The 18,833-nt window shown below is 39.2% G+C and carries 31 protein-coding genes and 1 pseudogene; all 32 read left to right on the plus strand.

Annotation, left to right across the window (positions count from 1 at the left end):
- Positions 1-92 precede the first annotated feature (92 nt).
- The 32 genes and pseudogenes from JIN86_RS17605 (at position 93) to rpsM (ending at position 18,823) form a co-directional block, all read left to right on the plus strand.
- Positions 93-773 (plus strand): response regulator transcription factor, encoded by a 681-nt coding sequence (locus JIN86_RS17605; protein WP_004233616.1) that lies wholly within the window; start codon positions 93-95, stop codon positions 771-773.
- Positions 774-788: 15 nt separating this feature from the next.
- Positions 789-1,805, plus strand: a complete 1,017-nt coding sequence (locus tag JIN86_RS17610) for a sensor histidine kinase (RefSeq protein WP_004233618.1) — start codon at positions 789-791, stop codon at positions 1,803-1,805.
- Positions 1,806-1,901: 96 nt separating this feature from the next.
- Positions 1,902-2,663, plus strand: a complete 762-nt coding sequence (locus tag JIN86_RS17615) for an ABC transporter ATP-binding protein (RefSeq protein ID WP_202342482.1) — start codon at positions 1,902-1,904, stop codon at positions 2,661-2,663.
- Complete coding sequence (locus tag JIN86_RS17620) at positions 2,653-4,632, plus strand: FtsX-like permease family protein (RefSeq protein WP_202342483.1); 1,980 nt, start codon at positions 2,653-2,655, stop codon at positions 4,630-4,632. Before JIN86_RS17615 ends, JIN86_RS17620 begins: the two co-directional genes overlap by 11 nt.
- A 151-nt stretch (positions 4,633-4,783) precedes the next feature.
- Positions 4,784-6,094: a Na+/H+ antiporter family protein gene (locus JIN86_RS17625; RefSeq protein WP_202342484.1), complete on the plus strand. Its 1,311-nt coding sequence runs from the start codon at positions 4,784-4,786 to the stop codon at positions 6,092-6,094.
- A gap of 353 nt (positions 6,095-6,447) precedes the next feature.
- A complete protein-coding gene (gene rpsJ / locus JIN86_RS17630) occupies positions 6,448-6,756 on the plus strand; it encodes a 30S ribosomal protein S10 (protein ID WP_004233624.1) in 309 nt (102 codons plus the stop codon).
- Between the two features lie 45 nt (positions 6,757-6,801).
- Positions 6,802-7,431, plus strand: coding sequence for a 50S ribosomal protein L3 (rplC, locus tag JIN86_RS17635; RefSeq protein WP_004233625.1), 630 nt, complete (start codon positions 6,802-6,804; stop codon positions 7,429-7,431).
- Between the two features lie 26 nt (positions 7,432-7,457).
- On the plus strand, positions 7,458-8,081 hold the full coding sequence (gene rplD / locus JIN86_RS17640; RefSeq protein WP_202342485.1) for a 50S ribosomal protein L4: 624 nt from the start codon (positions 7,458-7,460) through the stop codon (positions 8,079-8,081).
- Positions 8,081-8,365 (plus strand): 50S ribosomal protein L23, encoded by a 285-nt coding sequence (gene rplW, locus JIN86_RS17645; RefSeq protein ID WP_004233628.1) that lies wholly within the window; start codon positions 8,081-8,083, stop codon positions 8,363-8,365. Before rplD ends, rplW begins: the two co-directional genes overlap by 1 nt.
- Before the next feature lie 47 nt (positions 8,366-8,412).
- Positions 8,413-9,243 carry a 50S ribosomal protein L2 gene (rplB, locus tag JIN86_RS17650; protein WP_009373990.1) on the plus strand — a complete coding sequence of 277 codons (831 nt, stop codon included), beginning with the start codon at positions 8,413-8,415 and terminating at the stop codon, positions 9,241-9,243.
- A gap of 60 nt (positions 9,244-9,303) precedes the next feature.
- On the plus strand, positions 9,304-9,582 hold the full coding sequence (rpsS, locus tag JIN86_RS17655; RefSeq protein WP_004233637.1) for a 30S ribosomal protein S19: 279 nt from the start codon (positions 9,304-9,306) through the stop codon (positions 9,580-9,582).
- A 22-nt stretch (positions 9,583-9,604) separates the two neighbouring features.
- Positions 9,605-9,949, plus strand: coding sequence for a 50S ribosomal protein L22 (gene rplV / locus JIN86_RS17660; protein WP_004233639.1), 345 nt, complete (start codon positions 9,605-9,607; stop codon positions 9,947-9,949).
- Between the two features lie 3 nt (positions 9,950-9,952).
- On the plus strand, positions 9,953-10,606 hold the full coding sequence (rpsC, locus tag JIN86_RS17665) for a 30S ribosomal protein S3 (RefSeq protein ID WP_004233642.1): 654 nt from the start codon (positions 9,953-9,955) through the stop codon (positions 10,604-10,606).
- A 1-nt stretch (position 10,607) separates the two neighbouring features.
- On the plus strand, positions 10,608-11,042 hold the full coding sequence (gene rplP, locus JIN86_RS17670) for a 50S ribosomal protein L16 (protein ID WP_004233644.1): 435 nt from the start codon (positions 10,608-10,610) through the stop codon (positions 11,040-11,042).
- Positions 11,032-11,232, plus strand: a complete 201-nt coding sequence (rpmC, locus tag JIN86_RS17675) for a 50S ribosomal protein L29 (protein WP_004233646.1) — start codon at positions 11,032-11,034, stop codon at positions 11,230-11,232. The genes rplP and rpmC overlap by 11 nt, the downstream gene beginning before the upstream one ends.
- 18 nt (positions 11,233-11,250) lie before the next feature.
- Complete coding sequence (gene rpsQ / locus JIN86_RS17680; RefSeq protein ID WP_004233648.1) at positions 11,251-11,514, plus strand: 30S ribosomal protein S17; 264 nt, start codon at positions 11,251-11,253, stop codon at positions 11,512-11,514.
- A 43-nt stretch (positions 11,515-11,557) separates the two neighbouring features.
- Positions 11,558-11,926 (plus strand): 50S ribosomal protein L14, encoded by a 369-nt coding sequence (rplN, locus tag JIN86_RS17685; RefSeq protein ID WP_004233650.1) that lies wholly within the window; start codon positions 11,558-11,560, stop codon positions 11,924-11,926.
- A gap of 35 nt (positions 11,927-11,961) precedes the next feature.
- Positions 11,962-12,270: a 50S ribosomal protein L24 gene (rplX, locus tag JIN86_RS17690; protein ID WP_004233652.1), complete on the plus strand. Its 309-nt coding sequence runs from the start codon at positions 11,962-11,964 to the stop codon at positions 12,268-12,270.
- A 28-nt stretch (positions 12,271-12,298) separates the two neighbouring features.
- Positions 12,299-12,838, plus strand: a complete 540-nt coding sequence (gene rplE / locus JIN86_RS17695) for a 50S ribosomal protein L5 (protein WP_004233654.1) — start codon at positions 12,299-12,301, stop codon at positions 12,836-12,838.
- A 21-nt stretch (positions 12,839-12,859) separates the two neighbouring features.
- The gene (locus JIN86_RS17700; protein WP_004233656.1) at positions 12,860-13,045 is read left to right on the plus strand and encodes a type Z 30S ribosomal protein S14; all 186 of its coding nucleotides are present in this window, start codon (positions 12,860-12,862) and stop codon (positions 13,043-13,045) included.
- A 29-nt stretch (positions 13,046-13,074) separates the two neighbouring features.
- Positions 13,075-13,473, plus strand: a complete 399-nt coding sequence (gene rpsH, locus JIN86_RS17705) for a 30S ribosomal protein S8 (protein ID WP_004233658.1) — start codon at positions 13,075-13,077, stop codon at positions 13,471-13,473.
- A gap of 30 nt (positions 13,474-13,503) precedes the next feature.
- Positions 13,504-14,043 carry a 50S ribosomal protein L6 gene (gene rplF, locus JIN86_RS17710; protein WP_004233660.1) on the plus strand — a complete coding sequence of 180 codons (540 nt, stop codon included), beginning with the start codon at positions 13,504-13,506 and terminating at the stop codon, positions 14,041-14,043.
- 32 nt (positions 14,044-14,075) lie between these two features.
- A complete protein-coding gene (rplR, locus tag JIN86_RS17715) occupies positions 14,076-14,435 on the plus strand; it encodes a 50S ribosomal protein L18 (protein WP_004233662.1) in 360 nt (119 codons plus the stop codon).
- A 21-nt stretch (positions 14,436-14,456) separates the two neighbouring features.
- Positions 14,457-14,960, plus strand: coding sequence for a 30S ribosomal protein S5 (gene rpsE / locus JIN86_RS17720; protein ID WP_004233664.1), 504 nt, complete (start codon positions 14,457-14,459; stop codon positions 14,958-14,960).
- 13 nt (positions 14,961-14,973) lie between these two features.
- The gene (gene rpmD / locus JIN86_RS17725) at positions 14,974-15,156 is read left to right on the plus strand and encodes a 50S ribosomal protein L30 (protein WP_004233668.1); all 183 of its coding nucleotides are present in this window, start codon (positions 14,974-14,976) and stop codon (positions 15,154-15,156) included.
- Between the two features lie 34 nt (positions 15,157-15,190).
- A complete protein-coding gene (gene rplO / locus JIN86_RS17730; RefSeq protein WP_004233670.1) occupies positions 15,191-15,631 on the plus strand; it encodes a 50S ribosomal protein L15 in 441 nt (146 codons plus the stop codon).
- The gene (gene secY / locus JIN86_RS17735) at positions 15,631-16,926 is read left to right on the plus strand and encodes a preprotein translocase subunit SecY (RefSeq protein ID WP_004233672.1); all 1,296 of its coding nucleotides are present in this window, start codon (positions 15,631-15,633) and stop codon (positions 16,924-16,926) included. Before rplO ends, secY begins: the two co-directional genes overlap by 1 nt.
- A gap of 70 nt (positions 16,927-16,996) precedes the next feature.
- Entirely contained in the window at positions 16,997-17,650 is a 654-nt protein-coding gene (locus tag JIN86_RS17740; protein ID WP_004233689.1) for an adenylate kinase, read from the plus strand.
- A 249-nt stretch (positions 17,651-17,899) separates the two neighbouring features.
- Positions 17,900-17,977, plus strand: a pseudogene (locus JIN86_RS17745) (type I methionyl aminopeptidase); the annotation flags it as partial.
- An 86-nt stretch (positions 17,978-18,063) separates the two neighbouring features.
- A complete protein-coding gene (gene infA / locus JIN86_RS17750; RefSeq protein ID WP_004233690.1) occupies positions 18,064-18,282 on the plus strand; it encodes a translation initiation factor IF-1 in 219 nt (72 codons plus the stop codon).
- 37 nt (positions 18,283-18,319) lie between these two features.
- Positions 18,320-18,433 carry a 50S ribosomal protein L36 gene (gene rpmJ, locus JIN86_RS17755; RefSeq protein WP_000868344.1) on the plus strand — a complete coding sequence of 38 codons (114 nt, stop codon included), beginning with the start codon at positions 18,320-18,322 and terminating at the stop codon, positions 18,431-18,433.
- A gap of 24 nt (positions 18,434-18,457) precedes the next feature.
- On the plus strand, positions 18,458-18,823 hold the full coding sequence (rpsM, locus tag JIN86_RS17760) for a 30S ribosomal protein S13 (protein WP_004233729.1): 366 nt from the start codon (positions 18,458-18,460) through the stop codon (positions 18,821-18,823).
- The last annotated feature ends 10 nt before the right edge of the window (positions 18,824-18,833 follow it).

Raw genomic sequence — 18,833 nt, forward strand, 5'->3', positions numbered from 1 at the left:
TAAAGAAAAATTAGAGTTTTAATTAGTGTATGTGTACATAACCACAAGCATGTCCTCTAGCGTAATTAATTAAAGGGAAAGGGGAACTGATTATGGACATGAAAATTTTGCTGATTGAAGATGATCCTTCTATCTTTGGCATGATTCAAGAACGTTTTGAGCAGTGGTCGCTAAACGTGGTTGGACCTAAAAATTTTCAAAAGGTGATGGATGACTTTATAGAGGAGAAACCACACCTCGTGCTAATTGATATTCAATTGCCTGCCTATGACGGCTTTCATTGGTGTCGTGAAATTCGTCATTTATCCAAAGTGCCAATTCTTTTTCTTTCTTCTCGAGATCACCCCATGGATATGGTAATGGCCATGCAAATGGGGGCTGATGATTTTATTCAAAAGCCTTTTCATATGGAAGTTTTACTCGCAAAAGCACAGGCTATTTTGCGTAGAACCTATGATTACGTTGAAGAAAAAATGGATGTTACACGTTTTAACGATGCCATAATTGATTATGCCAGAAGTGAAATTATGTATAATGGTGCCATTGCTTCCTTAACAAAAAATGAACTTTTCATTTTAAGAATATTAGTAGAACAGGCTAATCATATCGTTTCCAGAGACGAGTTAATGAGAAAACTATGGGATGACGAACGTTTCGTAAACGATAATACTTTGTCTGTAAACGTTAATCGGTTACGTACAAAGCTAGAGGATATTGGTTTACATGAGGTAATACTAACAAAAAAGGGACTTGGTTATATGGCAGTAAGCTGAGGGACGTGAGAAAAGTTGCTATTATTATTTATTAGAGAACGCTTTGCTTGGATTGGATTTTTTATTTTTACTTTGATAATTCTAAATGTGCTATTTTCTTTAGATGTTGGTTTAAATGGAATTTCTATTTGGTATGTAAACCTTAGTTTACTTGTTAGTTTTATACTCTTTTTTTGGTGTCGCTATTTCATCGAAGTTGGGAAATTAAAAGATTTCCTGGGAAATATGGATAGCCACCTTGATGATGCACATAGAAATAGCTTAGCTTTATCTCCTTTTCAAGAAGTATACTTTCGAAAAATGGAGGATGCCTTCTTTGAAAAGAATTTAGAGTTAAATCAAGCCAAAGTGCAAATACAGGAACATTCTGATGAGCTTTTAGCTTGGGTCCATGAAGTAAAAGCACCTTTAACTGCTATTAATTTAATGTTTGAACATATTGAGGATTTACAGCTACGTCGAAAATTAGAGAATGAATGGCTAAGACTACATCTTTTGGTTGATCAACAACTGCATCAAACAAGATTATACGCTATTGAAAAAGATAATTATTTAAATGAGATAGAACTGAAGCCCATTGTTTATAAAGAAATCAGAGCTATGCAAGCTTGGTGTCTTGAAAAAGGCATTGGCTTTGAAATTGGTGAACTGAAAGAGACGGTTATGACAGATGGCAAGTGGCTAGCATTTATTATTCGACAAATTCTTTCGAATGCCATCAAGTATAGCCCAGTAAATTCTGAGATAACAATTTTTACAGAACATGATTCTACAGGAGCTACATTACTACATATTAAAGATATAGGTAGGGGTATACCTTTAGACGATTTACCTAGGATTTTTCAAAAATCTTATACAGGAACAGCGGGAAGGGAATCCTCTCAATCTACGGGTATGGGTCTCTATTTAGCATCTAATGTAGCCCGAAAAATTGGTATTCGTATTAATGTTCAATCTAAAGTTGGTGAAGGCTCGCTATTTACACTACGCTTCCCCTTACAAAATGAATATGCGAAACTAACAGGTAGATGACGAAAATGTCACCTACCTTTTTATATTGTCATGTAAAACGCACGAATAATTAGGTTTGACAGCGTACACTTGAACTATAGAAAGGGGCGTTATGAAGTGACAGTTTTAATAGGACGTAAAATAAAGAAAGTCTATGGGAAAAAATCAACGGCTCAAGAAGTATTAAAGGGTATTGATGTAGAAGTGAATAAAGGTGAATTTGTAGGTATTATGGGACCTTCTGGCTCTGGTAAAACAACGCTTTTAAATGTCTTATGCTCAATTGACTTTGCGACAGAAGGTGTAATTGAGATAAACGGTCATAGTTTACGTGGTATGAAAGAAAAGGCTTTAGCAAACTTCCGACGAGAGCAGCTGGGGTTTATATTTCAGGACTATAATTTATTAGATACCTTAACAGTAAAAGAAAACATTCTTCTACCGTTAGCCATCAGTAAGTTACCAAGAGCAGTTGCTGAAAGTCGAGTGAAGGAACTCACTTCTTTGCTGGGAATCTCGGAAATTTTAAATAAATACCCCAACGAAATATCAGGTGGACAAAAACAGCGTACCTCTGCTGCACGTGCACTTATTACCAATCCGTCATTGGTATTTGCAGACGAGCCCACTGGTGCACTAGATTCTAAATCAGCTACAGCCCTACTTCAAAATCTACAAAATATAAATGAAACAAAAGAGGCGACAATTATGATGGTTACACACGATGCTGTAGCTGCAAGTTTCTGTACACGTGTGTTATTTCTAAAGGATGGCCTTATCTATAGTGAACTTTATAAGGGCGATAAAACAAGGCAGGCCTTTTTCAAAGAAATCATGCATACACAAAGTGTGCTAGGCGGTGACGGGTATGAGTCTTAGTAAGTTAGTACTTCGAAGCATGAAGAAAAATATGAAGCACTACTATCTATATTTCTTTGCACTTATTTTTAGTGTTACATTATACTTTTCCTTTGTCACCCTGCAAAATAATACGGAAGTGTGGGCTGCTGTTCAAATGAGTGGAACAGCTACAGCAGGATTTAAGGCAGCAACTTATATTCTTTATTTCATCGTTTTGTTCTTCGTGCTGTATGCAAACCATTTATTTATGAAGCGTCGTAGTAAGGAAATAGGTTTGTATCAACTGATTGGCATGACTAAGGGGCTAATCGTGCGTTTATTAGCGATTGAAAACATTCTGTTATTTGTTGGAGCCGTTATTATAGGTATGTTGGCAGGCTTCTTTAGCTCTCGTGTGTTTGCAATGATTTTGCTTCGTGTGCTTGAAAAAGAAGCTCTCGTAACCATGACTTTTAGTACACAAGCTTTACTGCAGTCGATGATTGTGTTTACGATCTTATTGATCATCGTTCTTATACAGATGGCTTGGATGATTCATCATGTTTCATTGTTATCATTATTTAGTGCAGCAAAACAAGCAGATGAGCGTGTGAGACGCTTTAGTGCGTTCCAAATGGTTATTGGCTTTTTGGGTCTTATACTGATTGCTTATGGCTACTATGCATCGACAAAGCTGTTCGATATCGAATCTGCTGGTAATTTATTTATTAATATGATTATTATTTTAGCTACTACAATTGGTGGAACATTCCTTGTTTTTCGTTTCTCTGTAGCATTTATTATGAATACTATTCGCCTAAAGAAAAAAGGGCATTTATCCATAAAGGATGTATTAGCATTAACGCCCATCATGCATCGCATGAAGAGCAATGCAAAGTCATTAACGCTAATCACTGTGTTAACAGGCGTTTCTCTAGGCGTGACCACGCTTTCCTATATCGCCTACTACTCCTCGGAAGCATCTGCATATAGCCAAGTACCAGGTGATTTCATATTGCTTGAAGAGCAAGGGGAGGAGTTTTTAGAGAAGTTAGAGGAAAATAATATTGCTTATGATAAAATTGACTACCGTCTTCAGGGAGTAACTGCTGCTGTAGGTCAATTGATGTCTAAAAAACAGCAGGATAACCCTTTATATACAATGGAAGGCACAATTTATACCATTCCGCTTTCAGATTATCAGCAGAGTGTTCCAGAGGCTAAGCTATCAGGAAATGAGGTTATCTTAACAAACTATGGTGGTTATATGGCTGAAATGTTCCCGTTAGAGAAAGATCATGATTTAGTAATATCTGCAGGAGAACTTGAAGAAACTTTTCATGTCGTTGATATCCACGATAAAAGTGTGATAAGTGGTATTGTAACGGCTGGGGGTGGTGGACCTATCTTTGTTGTGACAGATGATATGTTTAAAAGTTTAACTACACAGGCAGCTCTTTATCCTTGGCATCATCAATCAACAATTACTTTAAAATCGAAGGAAGATATTGCAACAGCAGAAAAATTATATATTCAATCAAATGCAGGCATTATTATGGCTGTAGATGATAAAGGGAAGACAAAGCAATATACACAATCATCCTATGAAGGAAAACGTAAAGACAACATTGAATCATTGGGTCTTACCATATTTACAACAGCATTTTTAGGGTTAGCGTTCTTAATGACCACAGGTAGTATTCTATACTTTAAACAAATGTCTGAGGCAGAGGAAGAACGTGATTCCTATACAATCCTACGAAAGATCGGTTTTGCTGAAAAAGATATCATGAAGGGTATTTATATGAAACAGGCCTTTAATTTCGGTGTTCCATTAGTTATTGGGTTATTGCATAGCTACTTTGCTGTTAAGTCAGGATGGTTTTTATTTGGGACAGAGTTAACAGCTCCCTTGTGGATTGCAATGTGCTGTTATATCGCCTTATATACGACTTTTGCCATTCTCTCGGTAGGCTATTATAAAAAGGTTGTACGTCAATCGTTGTAATATTAAATAAGAAGAAACTCGGAAACAGTGTGGTGGTTGTCATCACACTGTTTTTTAGTGCAAAAAAATTACAAAAAAACTTGACTTTCAATTATCAGAATAATAAAGTTTAACATGTTAGTAATTTAGTGTATGAAAGTAGAGTGTAACAATGAATGCAGTAATTGCGGCTGTAGCCGTTATGTTAATATTAAGCTTGCTTCGCATCAATGTAGTTCTCTCGTTAGTTCTAGGAGCATTTGTAGGTGGTCTAACTAGTGGGATGGGCATTGAGTCAACTGTCCAATCGTTTACGGAAGGATTAGGGGCAGGAGCAACCATTGCATTAAGTTATGGCTTACTTGGTGGTTTTGCAATCGCCATTGCCAAAACAGGAATACCCGAATTAATGATAGCGGGGATGTTAAAAATATTAAAGGGTGAAAGTAATAGAAAAGGACTTGTGAAGGTATTAATTTTCTTCCTTATTTTTGTGATGTCTATTTTATCTCAAAATGTCATTCCTATTCATATTGCCTTCATTCCATTATTAATTCCTCCTATTTTAAAGATTTTAAATATGCTAGAAGTCGACAGACGTATAATTGCAACGTTGATTGCAGTAGGCTTAATTGGTACTTATAGTTTTGTACCTGCTGGTTTTGGAGCAATCTTTCAAGATATCGTTGCTACACAAGTGTCAGAGGCAGGAATGGCTGTATCTTCACGTGATGTCCCTGCAGCAATGGGGATTCCCGTATTAGGAATGCTAATCGGATTGATTATCGCATTTGCTGTATACCGAAAGCCAAGACATTATAAGCAGAGTGAAGTGGAGACGGAATCTTTAAATGTAAACGTCAGCAAATTTATTATGTTTTCTACAGCGCTGGCACTAGTAACATCGCTATGCGCTCAAGTGTTAACAGATTCCATGATTGTAGGCTCGTTTGCAGGTATTATGATTATGTATTTTACAGGTGCCCTTAAATGGCGAGAAGCCGATGATATACTTTCTGAAGGAATGAAGATGATGGCCTTTATTGGCTTTGTTATGATTGCGGCAAACGGTTTTGCGGCGGTAATCAATGCAACAGGTGATGTGGATAGCTTAATTATAAATTCTCTCACCTTATTAGAAGGAAATAGAAGTCTTGCTGTCTTCATCATGTTAGTCATAGGATTAATTGTGACGATGGGGATTGGTTCGTCCTTCGCAACAGTGCCTATAATCGCTACACTATTTGTTCCGCTAGCACAAGGTTTAGATATGAGTCCTTTAGCGATATTATGTTTAATTGGTACAGCTGGTGCTTTAGGAGACGCAGGTTCTCCAGCATCCGATTCTACATTAGGACCAACAGCAGGCCTTAATGTTGACGGCCAGCATCATCATATTTGGGATACTTGTGTTCCTACGTTTCTTTTCATCAATATACCACTAATCCTGTTTGGTTGGATTGCCTGTGTGTTCTTTCTATAATAAGGAGGTAGTTTCTATTTAAGTAGAAACTACTTTTCTTTTTAGAGTTATTTGAAATGTGCGAAAATGTTGATATGACAACCTTAAGTGTTGCAATATGTATAGAAATTTTATATACTAATAAACGGCTTAATAAAGCGAAGAAATAGTAGTACTAAGAATATCTGCAACATTTAAAAGAATTTAGCGAAAAGACTTGCTTATTCTTTTTTTATTGTATATAATGTTGAATGTTGGTCTTTGACTGCGATGAAGCGAGAGGTTGCCGACACACCCGGCCGCTTTGCCATGGCGGTGTGTGGGAAAATTTTCGTGGAGAATGTCTAGAAAATAGGCGAGAAGGAGGGAAAATAATGGCAAAACAAAAGATTCGTATTCGTTTAAAAGCGTATGATCACCGTATTTTAGATCAGTCTGCTGAGAAAATTGTGGAAACTGCAAAACGTTCAGGTGCAAGTGTATCAGGTCCGATTCCACTTCCAACTGAGAAGTCTGTGTACACAATTCTTCGTGCTGTTCACAAGTACAAAGATTCTCGTGAACAATTCGAAATGCGTACGCATAAACGTCTGATCGATATCGTTAACCCAACACCACAAACTGTTGACGCGTTAATGAAACTTGATTTACCATCTGGCGTTGATATCGAAATCAAACTTTAATGGTAAAAACAATATAACTTTTAAAACTTACAGGAGGTGTGACAAATGGCTAAAGGAATCTTAGGTAGAAAAATTGGTATGACACAAGTTTTCGCTGAAAACGGCGATTTAATCCCGGTAACAGTTATCGAAGCTACTCCAAACGTAGTTCTTCAAAAGAAAACTGTTGAAACAGACGGCTACGAAGCAATTCAAGTTGGTTTCGAAGACAAGCGCGTTAAGCTTTCTAACAAACCAGAACAAGGTCACGTAGCAAAAGCGAACACTGCTCCTAAGCGCTTCATTCGTGAATTCCGCAACGTGAACGTGGAAGAATACGAAGTTGGTCAAGAAGTCAAAGTAGAAATTTTCGCAGAAGGCGATGTAATCGATGTAACAGGAGTTACTAAAGGTAAAGGTTTCCAAGGTGTTATCAAACGCCACGGACAATCTCGTGGTCCTATGGCCCACGGTTCTCGTTACCACCGTCGTCCTGGTTCAATGGGTCCAGTTGCTCCGAACCGCGTATTCAAACAAAAGAAATTACCTGGTCAAATGGGTGGCAATGTAGTTACAATCCAAAACTTAGAAATCGTGAAAGTTGACACAGATCGTAACTTACTACTTGTTAAAGGTAATGTTCCTGGTTCTAAAAAAGCTCTAGTTACAGTAAAAACTGCAATTAAAGCTAAGTAATCACTTAAGGAAAGGAGGAAACAGGAATGACAAAAGTATCTGTACTTAGTCAAACAGGTGCTTCAGTTGGTGAAATCGAATTAAACGATGCGATCTTCGGAATCGAGCCAAATGAAGCAGTATTATTCGACGCAGTAGTTGCTCAACGCACTTCTCTTCGTCAAGGTAATCACAAGGTTAAAAACCGTTCTGAGGTTGCTGGTGGTGGTCGTAAACCATGGCGTCAAAAAGGAACTGGTCGTGCTCGTCAAGGTTCTATCCGTTCTCCACAATGGCGCGGCGGTGGTATCGTATTCGGTCCTACTCCACGTAGCTATTCTTATAAATTACCTAAAAAAGTTCGTCGTTTAGCTCTTAAATCTGCTTTATCAGCTAAAGTAGTAGAACAAAACTTCTTAGTTCTTGATGCTCTAACTCTAGCAGCACCAAAAACAAAAGAATTCACAAAAATCCTTAAAGATCTTTCTTTAGAGAAAAAATCTTTATTCGTAACTGCTGACCTAGATGAAAACGTAGCATTATCTGCTCGTAACATCCCAGGTGTAACAGTTTTAACTGCAAATGGAATCAACGTTCTTGATCTATTAGGTCATGATAAAGTTGTATTCACTAAGTCTGCAGTAGAAAAAGTTGAGGAGGTGCTTGGATAATGGAAGCACGTGATATTTTAAAACGTCCGGTCATTACTGAGCGTTCTTCAGAACTTATGGCAGAGAAAAAGTATACTTTCGAAGTAGACACTCGCGCTAACAAAACTCAAGTAAAAGACGCTGTAGAAGAAATCTTTGGCGTAAAAGTTGAGAAAGTAAACGTTCTTAACTACAAAGGTAAATTCAAACGCGTAGGCCGTTACGGTGGTTACACTAACAAACGTCGTAAAGCGATCGTTAAATTAACTGCTGATAGCAAAGAAATTGAATTATTCGAAATGTAATCCTAACGGATTTATGATTTGAACACTCAAGAAGGAGGGAAAACACAATGGCGATTAAAAAGTATAAACCTACCTCTAATGGTCGTCGTAACATGACGTCATTAGACTTTGCGGAAATTACAACTAACAAGCCTGAGAAATCATTGCTTGAACCAACTAAACGCAAAGCTGGTCGTAACAACCAAGGTAAAATCACTGTTCGTCATCATGGTGGTGGTCATAAGAAGCAATACCGTGTTATCGATTTCAAACGTGTTAAAGATGGCATTCCGGCAAAAGTTGCTACTATTGAATATGATCCAAACCGTTCTGCGAATATCGCATTAATCAACTACGCTGATGGAGCAAAAGCTTACATCTTAGCACCAAAAGGTCTAGAGGTTGGTCAAACAATCGTTTCTGGTCCAGATGCTGATATTAAAGTAGGTAACACATTACCATTAGCAAACATTCCAATGGGTACTACAATCCATAACATCGAGTTAAAACCTGGTAAAGGCGGACAATTAGTACGTTCAGCTGGTACTTCTGCGCAAGTACTTGGTCGTGAAGATAAGTACGTTATCGTTCGTTTACAATCTGGTGAAGTACGTTTAGTTTTAGCTACTTGCCGCGCTACAATCGGTCAAGTTGGTAACGAACAACACGAACTTGTACACATCGGTAAAGCAGGTCGTAGCCGTTGGTTAGGTAAACGCCCAGAAGTTCGTGGTTCTGTAATGAACCCTAACGATCACCCACACGGTGGTGGTGAAGGACGTTCTCCAATCGGACGTAAATCACCAATGACTCCTTGGGGTAAACCAGCACTTGGTTACAAAACTCGCAAGAAGAAAAACAAATCGGATAAATTTATCATCCGTAGTCGTAAAAAATAAAGTGGTTAAACTACGGTTCTATGTGAGAGCCGTGGTGGAATCACGGAGGGAGGTTCCTACATGGGTCGCAGCTTGAAAAAAGGACCTTTTGTCGATGACCACTTAATGAAAAAAGTGGAAGCGCAAGAGGCTTCTGAGAAAAAACAAGTTATCAAAACTTGGTCACGCCGTTCTACAATCTTCCCGAACTTCATCGGTTTAACGATTGCTGTATATGATGGACGTAAACATGTTCCTGTATACGTAACAGAAGATATGGTAGGCCATAAACTTGGTGAGTTCGCACCGACACGTACTTATAAAGGTCACGGTGCAGACGACAAGAAAACAAGACGCTAATTTTGAGAGGAGGTAAATCCTAATGACACAAGCTAAAGCTATCGCTCGTACAGTACGCATTGCTCCTCGCAAAGTACGTCTAGTTGTAGACTTAATCCGAGGTAAGCAAGTTGGTGAAGCAGTTGCAATTTTACGTCATACTCCAAAAGCGGCGTCTCCAGTCGTTGAGAAAGTATTAAAATCTGCAGTTGCTAACGCTGAGCACAACTACGATCTTGACATCAACTCTTTAGTAGTTTCTGAAGTATTCGTTGACGAAGGTCCAACTTTAAAACGTTTCCGTCCACGTGCACAAGGACGTGCAAGCGCAATTAACAAACGCACAAGCCACATTACTCTAGTGGTATCTGAGAAGAAGGAGGGTTAATCCGTGGGTCAAAAAGTACATCCAATAGGACTACGCGTTGGTATTATTCGTGACTGGGAGTCAAAATGGTACGCTGAAAAAGACTATGCAACTCTACTTCACGAAGACATCAAAGTGCGTAAATATATTGAAACGGCTCTTAAAGACGCTTCAGTTTCTAAAGTAGAAATCGAACGTGCTGCAAACCGTGTAAACATTACAATTCACACTGCGAAACCAGGTATGGTAATCGGTAAAGGTGGTACTGAAGTTGAAAACCTTCGTAAATACCTTAGCGATTTAACTGGTAAACGTGTACACATCAACATTATTGAAATCAAACGTGCAGATCTTGACGCTCGTCTAGTAGCTGAAAACATCGCTCGTCAATTAGAAAATCGTGTATCATTCCGTCGTGCGCAAAAGCAAGCGATCCAACGCACAATCCGCGCTGGTGCAAAAGGAATTAAAACACAAGTATCTGGTCGTTTAGGTGGCGCTGATATCGCGCGTGCTGAACACTATAGTGAAGGAACTGTTCCACTTCATACTCTACGTGCTGACATCGATTATGCACACGCAGAAGCTGATACTACTTACGGTAAATTAGGCGTTAAAGTATGGATCTACCGTGGTGAAGTTCTTCCTACGAAGAAATCTGTGGAAGGAGGCAAATAATATGTTATTGCCTAAACGCGTTAAATACCGTCGTGAACACCGCGGCAACATGCGTGGCGAAGCGAAAGGCGGTAAAGAAGTAACTTTCGGCGAATGGGGCTTACAAGCTCAAACTGCTAGCTGGATTACTAACCGTCAAATCGAATCTGCTCGTATCGCGATGACTCGTTACATGAAACGTGGCGGTAAAGTTTGGATTAAAATCTTCCCACATAAACCTTACACTAAAAAACCTCTAGAAGTCCGCATGGGTTCTGGTAAAGGTTCTCCTGAAGGTTGGGTAGCAGTAGTTAAACCAGGAAAAGTAATGTTCGAAATTGCTGGCGTATCTGAAGAAGTTGCACGTGAAGCACTTCGTTTAGCATCACACAAACTTCCTGTTAAATGTAAGATCGTAAAACGTCAAGAAACTGGTGGTGAATCTAATGAAAGCTAATGAAATCCGTGACCTTGCTACTTCTGAAATAGAATTAAAAGTGAAATCACTGAAAGAAGAGCTTTTCAACCTTCGCTTCCAATTGGCGACTGGTCAATTAGAAAACACAGCTCGTATTCGTGAAGTGCGTAAAGCAATCGCGCGTATGAAAACTGTTATTCGTGAAAGAGAAATCAGTGCAAATAACTGATAAAGGAGGTTTTCAAGTATGACTGAGCGCAATCAACGCAAAGTTTACACGGGCCGCGTTGTTTCAGATAAAATGGACAAAACTGTTACTGTTTTAGTTGAAACTTACAAAAAGCACAAGCTTTATGGTAAGCGTGTAAAATACTCTAAAAAGTTTAAAGCTCATGATGAGTTAAACACAGCGAAAATCGGTGATATCGTACGTATCATGGAAACTCGCCCGCTATCAGCTACTAAACGTTTCCGTCTAGTAGAAGTTGTAGAAAAAGCGGTTATTATTTAATAACTATTTCGGAACAACCAATTTCCGAAGGGAGGTAACCTAAGTGATCCAACAAGAAAGTCGTATGAAAGTTGCTGACAACTCAGGTGCACGTGAAGTTCTTACAATTAAAGTGCTTGGTGGCTCTGGCCGTAAAACTGCTAACATCGGTGATATCGTTGTTTGTACAGTTAAGAAAGCAACACCAGGTGGCGTTGTCAAGAAGGGTGACGTTGTTAAAGCTGTTATCGTTCGTACTAAATCAGGCGTTCGTCGTAAAGACGGCACGTACATCAAATTTGATGAAAATGCTTGTGTAATTATTCGTGATGATAAATCACCACGCGGAACTCGTATTTTCGGACCTGTTGCACGTGAACTACGTGACAGCAACTTCATGAAAATCGTTTCTCTAGCTCCAGAAGTTCTTTAATTTCATGACAGTGCCAATCAAGGAGGTGCGACAGCATGCATGTAAAAAAAGGTGACAAGGTTAAGGTAATCACTGGTAAGGATAAAGGCAAAGAAGGCGTAATCCTTGCTGCTTTCCCAAAACAAGATCGCGTTCTTGTTGAAGGTGTGAATATCGTGAAAAAACACGTTAAACCTAACCAATTGAATCCACAAGGTGGTATTGTTAGCCAAGAGGCTGCAATTCACGTTTCGAACGTAATGCTAATCGATCCTAAATCTGGCGAGCCGACTCGTGTAGGTTATAAAATCGAAAACGGTAAAAAAGTTCGTGTAGCAAAAAAATCAGGTGCAGTAATCGACTAATTAGTATAAATAGAAGGGAGGTACACACATGAGCCGCCTAAAAGAAAAATATTTAAATGAAGTTTCTCCAGCTCTTATGAGCAAATTTGGATATAAATCAGTTATGCAACTACCGAAAGTTGAGAAAATCGTTATCAACATGGGTGTTGGTGATGCAGTTCAAAACTCTAAAGCGTTAGATGCAGCTGTTGAAGAATTAACAATTATCACTGGTCAAAAACCAGTAGTAACTAAAGCTAAAAAATCGATCGCAGGTTTCCGTCTTCGTGAAGGTATGCCTATCGGTGCTAAAGTTACATTACGCGGTGAGCGTATGTATGAATTCTTGGACAAATTAATTTCTATCTCACTACCTCGTGTACGTGACTTCCGTGGTGTTTCTAAAAAAGCATTCGATGGTCGCGGTAACTACACTCTAGGTGTTAAAGAACAATTAATTTTCCCAGAAATCGATTACGATAAAGTTTCAAAAGTACGCGGTATGGACATCGTGATCGTAACGACAGCGAACTCTGACGAAGAAGCTCGCGAGTTATTGACACAATTCGGTATGCCGTTCCAAAAGTAATCAAACAAGGAGGGCGAAAACGTGGCTAAAAAATCTATGATCGTTAAACAACAACGTAAGCAAAAGTTTAAAGTGCAAGAGTATACACGTTGTGAACGCTGTGGTCGTCCACATTCAGTATATCGCAAATTCAAACTTTGCCGTATTTGTTTCCGAGAACTTGCATATAAGGGACAAATTCCTGGCGTGAAAAAAGCCAGCTGGTAATCCCCTAATTTGGGAAGGAGGTAAATGTAATGACAATGACTGATCCGATTGCAGATATGCTTACTCGCATTCGTAATGCGAACATGGTTCGTCACGAGAAGTTAGAAGTACCAGCTTCCAACGTGAAAAAAGAAATCGCTGAAATTTTAAAGCGTGAAGGTTTCGTACGTGACGTAGAATACGTGGAAGACAACAAACAAGGTATCATCCGTATTTTCTTAAAATATGGAAAAGATAACGAGCGCGTTATCACTGGCTTAAAACGTATTTCTAAACCTGGTTTACGTGTATATGCTAAAACAAATGAAGTACCTAAAGTATTGAACGGTCTTGGTATCGCTTTAGTGTCAACTTCACAAGGTTTATTAACAGATAAAGAAGCTCGCGCTAAACAAGTTGGCGGAGAAATTCTAGCATACGTTTGGTAATTAGCAATAAATGAATGGAGGTGCAACTAAATGTCTCGTGTAGGTAAAAAAATTATCGAGGTACCTGCTAACGTAACTGTTACTGTTGATGCAAACAACACTGTTACTGTTAAAGGTCCTAAAGGCGAACTTGTTCGTTCTTTCCACCAAGATATGAAAATTGAGCAAGAGGGTAACGTAATCACTGTAGTACGTCCTTCTGATTCAAAAGAACACCGCACAAACCACGGTACTACTCGTGCGCTTCTTGCGAACATGGTTACTGGTGTTTCTGCAGGTTTCGAAAAAGCTTTAGAACTTATCGGTGTTGGTTACCGTGCGCAATTACAAGGTAATAAACTTGTACTTAACGTAGGTTACTCTCATCCAGTAGAGTTCACACCTGAAGATGGTCTACAAATTGAAGTTCCTTCAAACACTAAAATCATCGTTAAAGGTATTAGCAAAGAACGCGTTGGTGCTCTTGCATCTAACATCCGTGACGTTCGTCCACCAGAGCCTTATAAAGGTAAAGGTATTCGTTATGAAGGCGAATATGTTCGTCGTAAAGAAGGTAAAACAGGTAAATAATGCAGCTTAAGCATTAGAAAGGAGTGACCCTTGTGATTACGAAACAAGATAAAAATCAGGTTCGTAAAAAACGTCATGCTCGCGTACGTTCTAAAATTTCGGGTACTGCTCAGCGTCCACGCTTAAACGTATTCCGTTCTAATAAGAACATTTACGCGCAACTTATCGATGACGTAGCAGGCGTAACAATTGTTAGCGCATCTTCTCAAGAAAATGGTTTCGAAGGTGCTGGTAGCAATGTTGACGCAGCAACTAAAGTCGGTGAAACAATCGCAAAACGCGCTGCGGAAAAAAATATTACTGCTGTAGTATTTGACCGTGGTGGTTACTTATATCATGGACGTGTTAAAGCTTTAGCTGAAGCTGCACGTGAGAACGGTTTAGAATTTTAATAAGAAGGAGGGACACATTTCATGAGTCGTATTGACGCAAACAAACTTGGAGAACTTGAAGAACGCGTAGTTACTATTAACCGCGTTGCTAAAGTTGTTAAAGGTGGACGTCGCTTCCGCTTCACAGCATTAGTTGTAGTTGGCGATAGAAACGGTCATGTAGGTTTCGGAACTGGTAAAGCTCAAGAGGTGCCAGATGCTATCCGCAAAGCTGTTGAAGATGCGAAGAAAAACTTAATCGAAGTGCCACGCGTAGGTGGAACAACTCCACACTTAGTGCAAGGTCGCTTTGGTGCAGGAGAAATCCTAATCAAACCTGCTGCTCCTGGTACAGGGGTTATCGCTGGTGGTCCAGTACGTGCTGTACTAGAACTTGCTGGTATTACTGATATTCTTTCAAAATCACTTGGATCTAACACACCAATTAACATGGTGCGTGCAACAATTCAAGGTTTAACTGAATTAAAACGCGTAGAGGACGTAGCTAAATTACGTGGTAAATCAGTGGAAGAACTATTAGGATAAGGGGGGAAAGATAATGGCTAACAAATTAGAAATCACCCTTACTAAATCTGTGATTGGTACTAAACCTGCACAACGCAAAACTGTTGAAGCTTTAGGTTTACGTAAATTACACCAAACTGTAGAGAAAGCTGATAACGCAGCTACTCGCGGTATGCTTGATAAAGTAGCTCACTTAGTTACTGTAAAAGAAATTTAATTTCCAATTATTGAACAAGGAGGTGCCACCCACTATGAAACTGCATGAGTTAAAACCAGCAGAAGGTTCTCGTAAGCAACGCAACCGCGTTGGTCGTGGTATCGGTTCTGGTAACGGTAAAACAGCAGGTAAAGGTCATAAAGGTCAAAACGCTCGTTCTGGTGGCGGTGTACGCCCAGGCTTTGAAGGCGGTCAGAACCCATTATTCCGTCGTTTACCAAAACGTGGCTTTACGAACATTAACCGTAAAGAATACGCGATCGTTAACCTTGATGCTTTAAACCGTTTCGAAGACGGTGCAGAGGTAACTGCTGCATTATTACTTGAAACTGGTCTAGTGAGCAATGAAAAAGCTGGAATTAAAGTTCTAGGCAACGGAACTCTTAATAAAAAGCTTACTGTCAAAGCTCATAAATTCTCAGCTTCAGCGAAAGAAGCAATCGAGAATGCCGGCGGAACTACTGAGGTGATTTAATGTTTCAGACAATCTCTAACTTTATGCGTGTTCGAGATATAAGAAATAAAATCATTTTCACACTTTTAATGTTAATCGTTTTTCGTATTGGAACTTTCATTCCAGTACCTAACGTTGACGCTAATGTATTAAAGGCAACTGATGAGTTTAACCTCGTTGGTTTCCTCAATACTTTTGGCGGTGGTGCTTTAAAGAACTTCTCTATCTTTGCGATGGGGATTATGCCTTACATCACAGCCTCAATTATTGTTCAGTTATTGCAAATGGACGTAGTACCGAAGTTTGCTGAGTGGGCAAAGCAAGGTGAAGTCGGGAGACGTAAACTTGCGCAATTTACACGCTACTTTACTATTATTCTTGCTTTTATTCAATCATTCGCGATGTCATTTGGTTTTAATAGAATGTATGGCGGGTCATTGATTAAGGAAGAAGGAGTTTTAACATATGTTATAATCTCTATTGTATTAACAGCGGGTACAGCATTCCTAGTATGGCTTGCTGATCAAATTACTGCGCATGGCGTTGGTAATGGTATTTCTGTTGTAATCTTCGCAGGTATCGTTGCGGCATTACCTACAGGTATCAACCAAATCTATGCACAACAAATCGAGGGTGCTGGTGATAAGCTATTTATCAACCTAATTATCCTTGGTCTACTTGTTTTAATCTTGCTTGCGGTTGTTATTGGAGTTATCTACGTGCAACAAGCACTACGTAAAATTCCAATTCAATATGCAAAACGAGTTACTGGGCGAAATCAACAAACTGGTGGTCAACAAACTCATTTACCGTTAAAAGTAAATGCTGCAGGGGTTATTCCTGTAATCTTTGCTTCAGCGTTTCTGATGACACCTCGTACGTTAGTTCCGTTCTTCGGTGAAAATAATGTTACAACATTCATTAATAACACGTTTGATCATACAAAACCTGTTGGAATGATTATTTATGTGGCATTAATCATCGCATTCACATATTTCTATGCATTCGTACAAGTGAATCCAGAAAATGTGGCAGATAACTTGAAAAAGCAAGGTGCTTATATTCCAGGTATTCGTCCTGGTGAAAACACTCAAACGTATTTAACAAGCGTGTTATATCGTCTGACATTTGTCGGCGCGATTTTCTTAACTGTTATTTCAGTAATGCCGGTTATATTCATAAACTTTATGAATCTACCTGCCTCAGTGCAGATCGGTGGTACTAGTATTATTATCGTAGTCGGCGTAGCGCTCGAAACGATGAAGCAGCTAGAATCTCAACTTGTTAAACGTCACTACAAAGGCTTTATGAAATAATGTTGGTTTTTAGGGAACGTTCCATCGTTTCCTTTAATCAGCAAACCTTTTGTGGGAGGAATATTTCCTAATGAATATCGTTTTAATGGGTCTGCCAGGTGCTGGTAAAGGTACTCAGGCAGATAAAATTGTTGAGAAGTACGCAATTCCTCATATTTCTACAGGCGATATGTTCCGTGCTGCAATTAAAGAAGGTACTGAACTAGGCTTACAAGCTAAGTCGTTTATGGATCAAGGTGCACTTGTACCTGATGAAGTAACGATTGGTATTGTTCGTGAGCGACTGGCTAAACCTGATTGTGAAAAAGGATTCTTATTGGATGGTTTCCCACGTACTGTTCCTCAAGCTGAAGCCTTAGATAGCATTCTTGCTGATCTAGGTAAAGCTATTGAGCATACATTAAACATTCAAGTTGAAAAGGATGAGTTAATTGCTCGTCTTTCAGGTAGACGTATTTGTAAAACTTGTGGTACATCCTATCATTTAATTTTCAATCCTCCTGCTGAGGAAGGGAAATGTGATAAAGATGGTGGCGAGCTTTATACACGTGCAGATGATAATCCTGAAACGGTTGCGAACCGTCTGGAAGTAAATATGAAACAAGCACAACCTTTACTTGATTTCTATCAAGCTAAAGGCGTGTTAACTAATATAGATGGACAGCAAGATATTAACAAAGTGTTTGCTGATCTTGATGCTCTATTACAGAGCAGCCGCAGCTGATACCCGGCTCCGGGCGCAGAGTACTGCTTCCGCGGGAGGCATGCGGGAGCAACAACGAAACATAATTTTTTTGAGAGTTGCAAAAGCATATTGTGCCCGGTATATATTTCTTCTCAAAAGTGCAACATATCTTTTGGAGGAGTATAATGGGTTTCGTGGAAGCATCTGTGTAACGGGTATGAATATCTCATCCAAGACATTCCGGTATTCGTGTAAACATGGGAGATTCAGTGCCCTTACTGGTTCTGTATATTCCGTGGATTGTGTGAAGCGAAACCAGACGAGCGTCTTTCAAACATCTCTCATACAATCCAAACATATGTTGAAACGAGGTTGCTTCTAAAGTTGCAGCAGATATCCGTTTGATGTAACGATGAGAACTTTAATTTGCATATAGAGAGGAGACAGAGTAGATGGCGAAAGATGATGTAATTGAAGTCGAAGGGACAGTTGTTGAGACTTTGCCAAACGCGATGTTTAAGGTAGAATTAGAAAATGGACATGTGATTCTAGCACACGTATCTGGTAAGATTCGTATGCACTTTATCCGTATTCTACCTGGAGATAAGGTTACTATTGAGTTATCTCCTTATGATTTAACTCGCGGTCGTATCACATACCGTTTTAAATAATCTTTTGCGCTCCGGACTACTAAGGAGGTTAGGTTAGATGAAAGTGAGACCATCTGTGAAACCGATCTGCGAAAAATGTAAAGTAATTCGCCGACGCGGTAAAGTAATGGTAATCTGTGAAAATCCTAAACATAAACAAAAACAAGGTTAATTCTAAAGGAGGTGCACAACGTACATGGCACGTATTGCTGGTGTTGATATTCCTCGCGACAAACGCGTGGTAATTTCATTAACGTACATTTTCGGTATTGGTAAAACTACAGCTCAGAAAGTACTAGCTGATGCAGGTATTTCAGAAGATACTCGCGTACGCGACTTAACTGAAGATGAGTTAAACAAAATCCGTGAACAATTAGATTCTTACAAACTTGAAGGTGACTTACGTCGCGAAACTTCATTAAATATTAAACGTCTGATGGAAATCGGTTCATTCCGTGGTATCCGTCACCGTCGTGGCTTACCTGTTCGTGGTCAAAATACGAAGAACAATGCGCGTACGCGTAAAGGTCCTCGTAAAACAGTTGCGAACAAGAAAAAATAATTGGTAAAGG

The sequence above is a fragment of the Lysinibacillus sp. HST-98 genome (assembly GCF_016757845.1).
Taxonomy (GTDB): Bacteria; Bacillota; Bacilli; order Bacillales_A; family Planococcaceae; genus Lysinibacillus; species Lysinibacillus capsici.

Coding starts and splice junctions, on each gene's coding strand:
- secY (WP_004233672.1), top strand. CDS start 15,631: ATGTTTCAGACAATCTCTAACTTTATGCGTGTTCGAGATATAAGAAAT.
- rpmJ (WP_000868344.1), top strand. CDS start 18,320: ATGAAAGTGAGACCATCTGTGAAACCGATCTGCGAAAAATGTAAAGTA.
- rplV (WP_004233639.1), top strand. CDS start 9,605: ATGACACAAGCTAAAGCTATCGCTCGTACAGTACGCATTGCTCCTCGC.
- rplE (WP_004233654.1), top strand. CDS start 12,299: ATGAGCCGCCTAAAAGAAAAATATTTAAATGAAGTTTCTCCAGCTCTT.
- rplP (WP_004233644.1), top strand. CDS start 10,608: ATGTTATTGCCTAAACGCGTTAAATACCGTCGTGAACACCGCGGCAAC.
- rpsH (WP_004233658.1), top strand. CDS start 13,075: ATGACAATGACTGATCCGATTGCAGATATGCTTACTCGCATTCGTAAT.
- infA (WP_004233690.1), top strand. CDS start 18,064: ATGGCGAAAGATGATGTAATTGAAGTCGAAGGGACAGTTGTTGAGACT.
- rpsE (WP_004233664.1), top strand. CDS start 14,457: ATGAGTCGTATTGACGCAAACAAACTTGGAGAACTTGAAGAACGCGTA.
- JIN86_RS17740 (WP_004233689.1), top strand. CDS start 16,997: ATGAATATCGTTTTAATGGGTCTGCCAGGTGCTGGTAAAGGTACTCAG.
- JIN86_RS17625 (WP_202342484.1), top strand. CDS start 4,784: ATGAATGCAGTAATTGCGGCTGTAGCCGTTATGTTAATATTAAGCTTG.
- rplO (WP_004233670.1), top strand. CDS start 15,191: ATGAAACTGCATGAGTTAAAACCAGCAGAAGGTTCTCGTAAGCAACGC.
- rpsM (WP_004233729.1), top strand. CDS start 18,458: ATGGCACGTATTGCTGGTGTTGATATTCCTCGCGACAAACGCGTGGTA.
- JIN86_RS17605 (WP_004233616.1), top strand. CDS start 93: ATGGACATGAAAATTTTGCTGATTGAAGATGATCCTTCTATCTTTGGC.
- rplF (WP_004233660.1), top strand. CDS start 13,504: ATGTCTCGTGTAGGTAAAAAAATTATCGAGGTACCTGCTAACGTAACT.
- rplB (WP_009373990.1), top strand. CDS start 8,413: ATGGCGATTAAAAAGTATAAACCTACCTCTAATGGTCGTCGTAACATG.
- rplW (WP_004233628.1), top strand. CDS start 8,081: ATGGAAGCACGTGATATTTTAAAACGTCCGGTCATTACTGAGCGTTCT.
- rpmC (WP_004233646.1), top strand. CDS start 11,032: ATGAAAGCTAATGAAATCCGTGACCTTGCTACTTCTGAAATAGAATTA.
- rpsS (WP_004233637.1), top strand. CDS start 9,304: ATGGGTCGCAGCTTGAAAAAAGGACCTTTTGTCGATGACCACTTAATG.
- rpsQ (WP_004233648.1), top strand. CDS start 11,251: ATGACTGAGCGCAATCAACGCAAAGTTTACACGGGCCGCGTTGTTTCA.
- rpsJ (WP_004233624.1), top strand. CDS start 6,448: ATGGCAAAACAAAAGATTCGTATTCGTTTAAAAGCGTATGATCACCGT.
- rplC (WP_004233625.1), top strand. CDS start 6,802: ATGGCTAAAGGAATCTTAGGTAGAAAAATTGGTATGACACAAGTTTTC.
- rpmD (WP_004233668.1), top strand. CDS start 14,974: ATGGCTAACAAATTAGAAATCACCCTTACTAAATCTGTGATTGGTACT.
- JIN86_RS17620 (WP_202342483.1), top strand. CDS start 2,653: ATGAGTCTTAGTAAGTTAGTACTTCGAAGCATGAAGAAAAATATGAAG.
- rplX (WP_004233652.1), top strand. CDS start 11,962: ATGCATGTAAAAAAAGGTGACAAGGTTAAGGTAATCACTGGTAAGGAT.
- rplD (WP_202342485.1), top strand. CDS start 7,458: ATGACAAAAGTATCTGTACTTAGTCAAACAGGTGCTTCAGTTGGTGAA.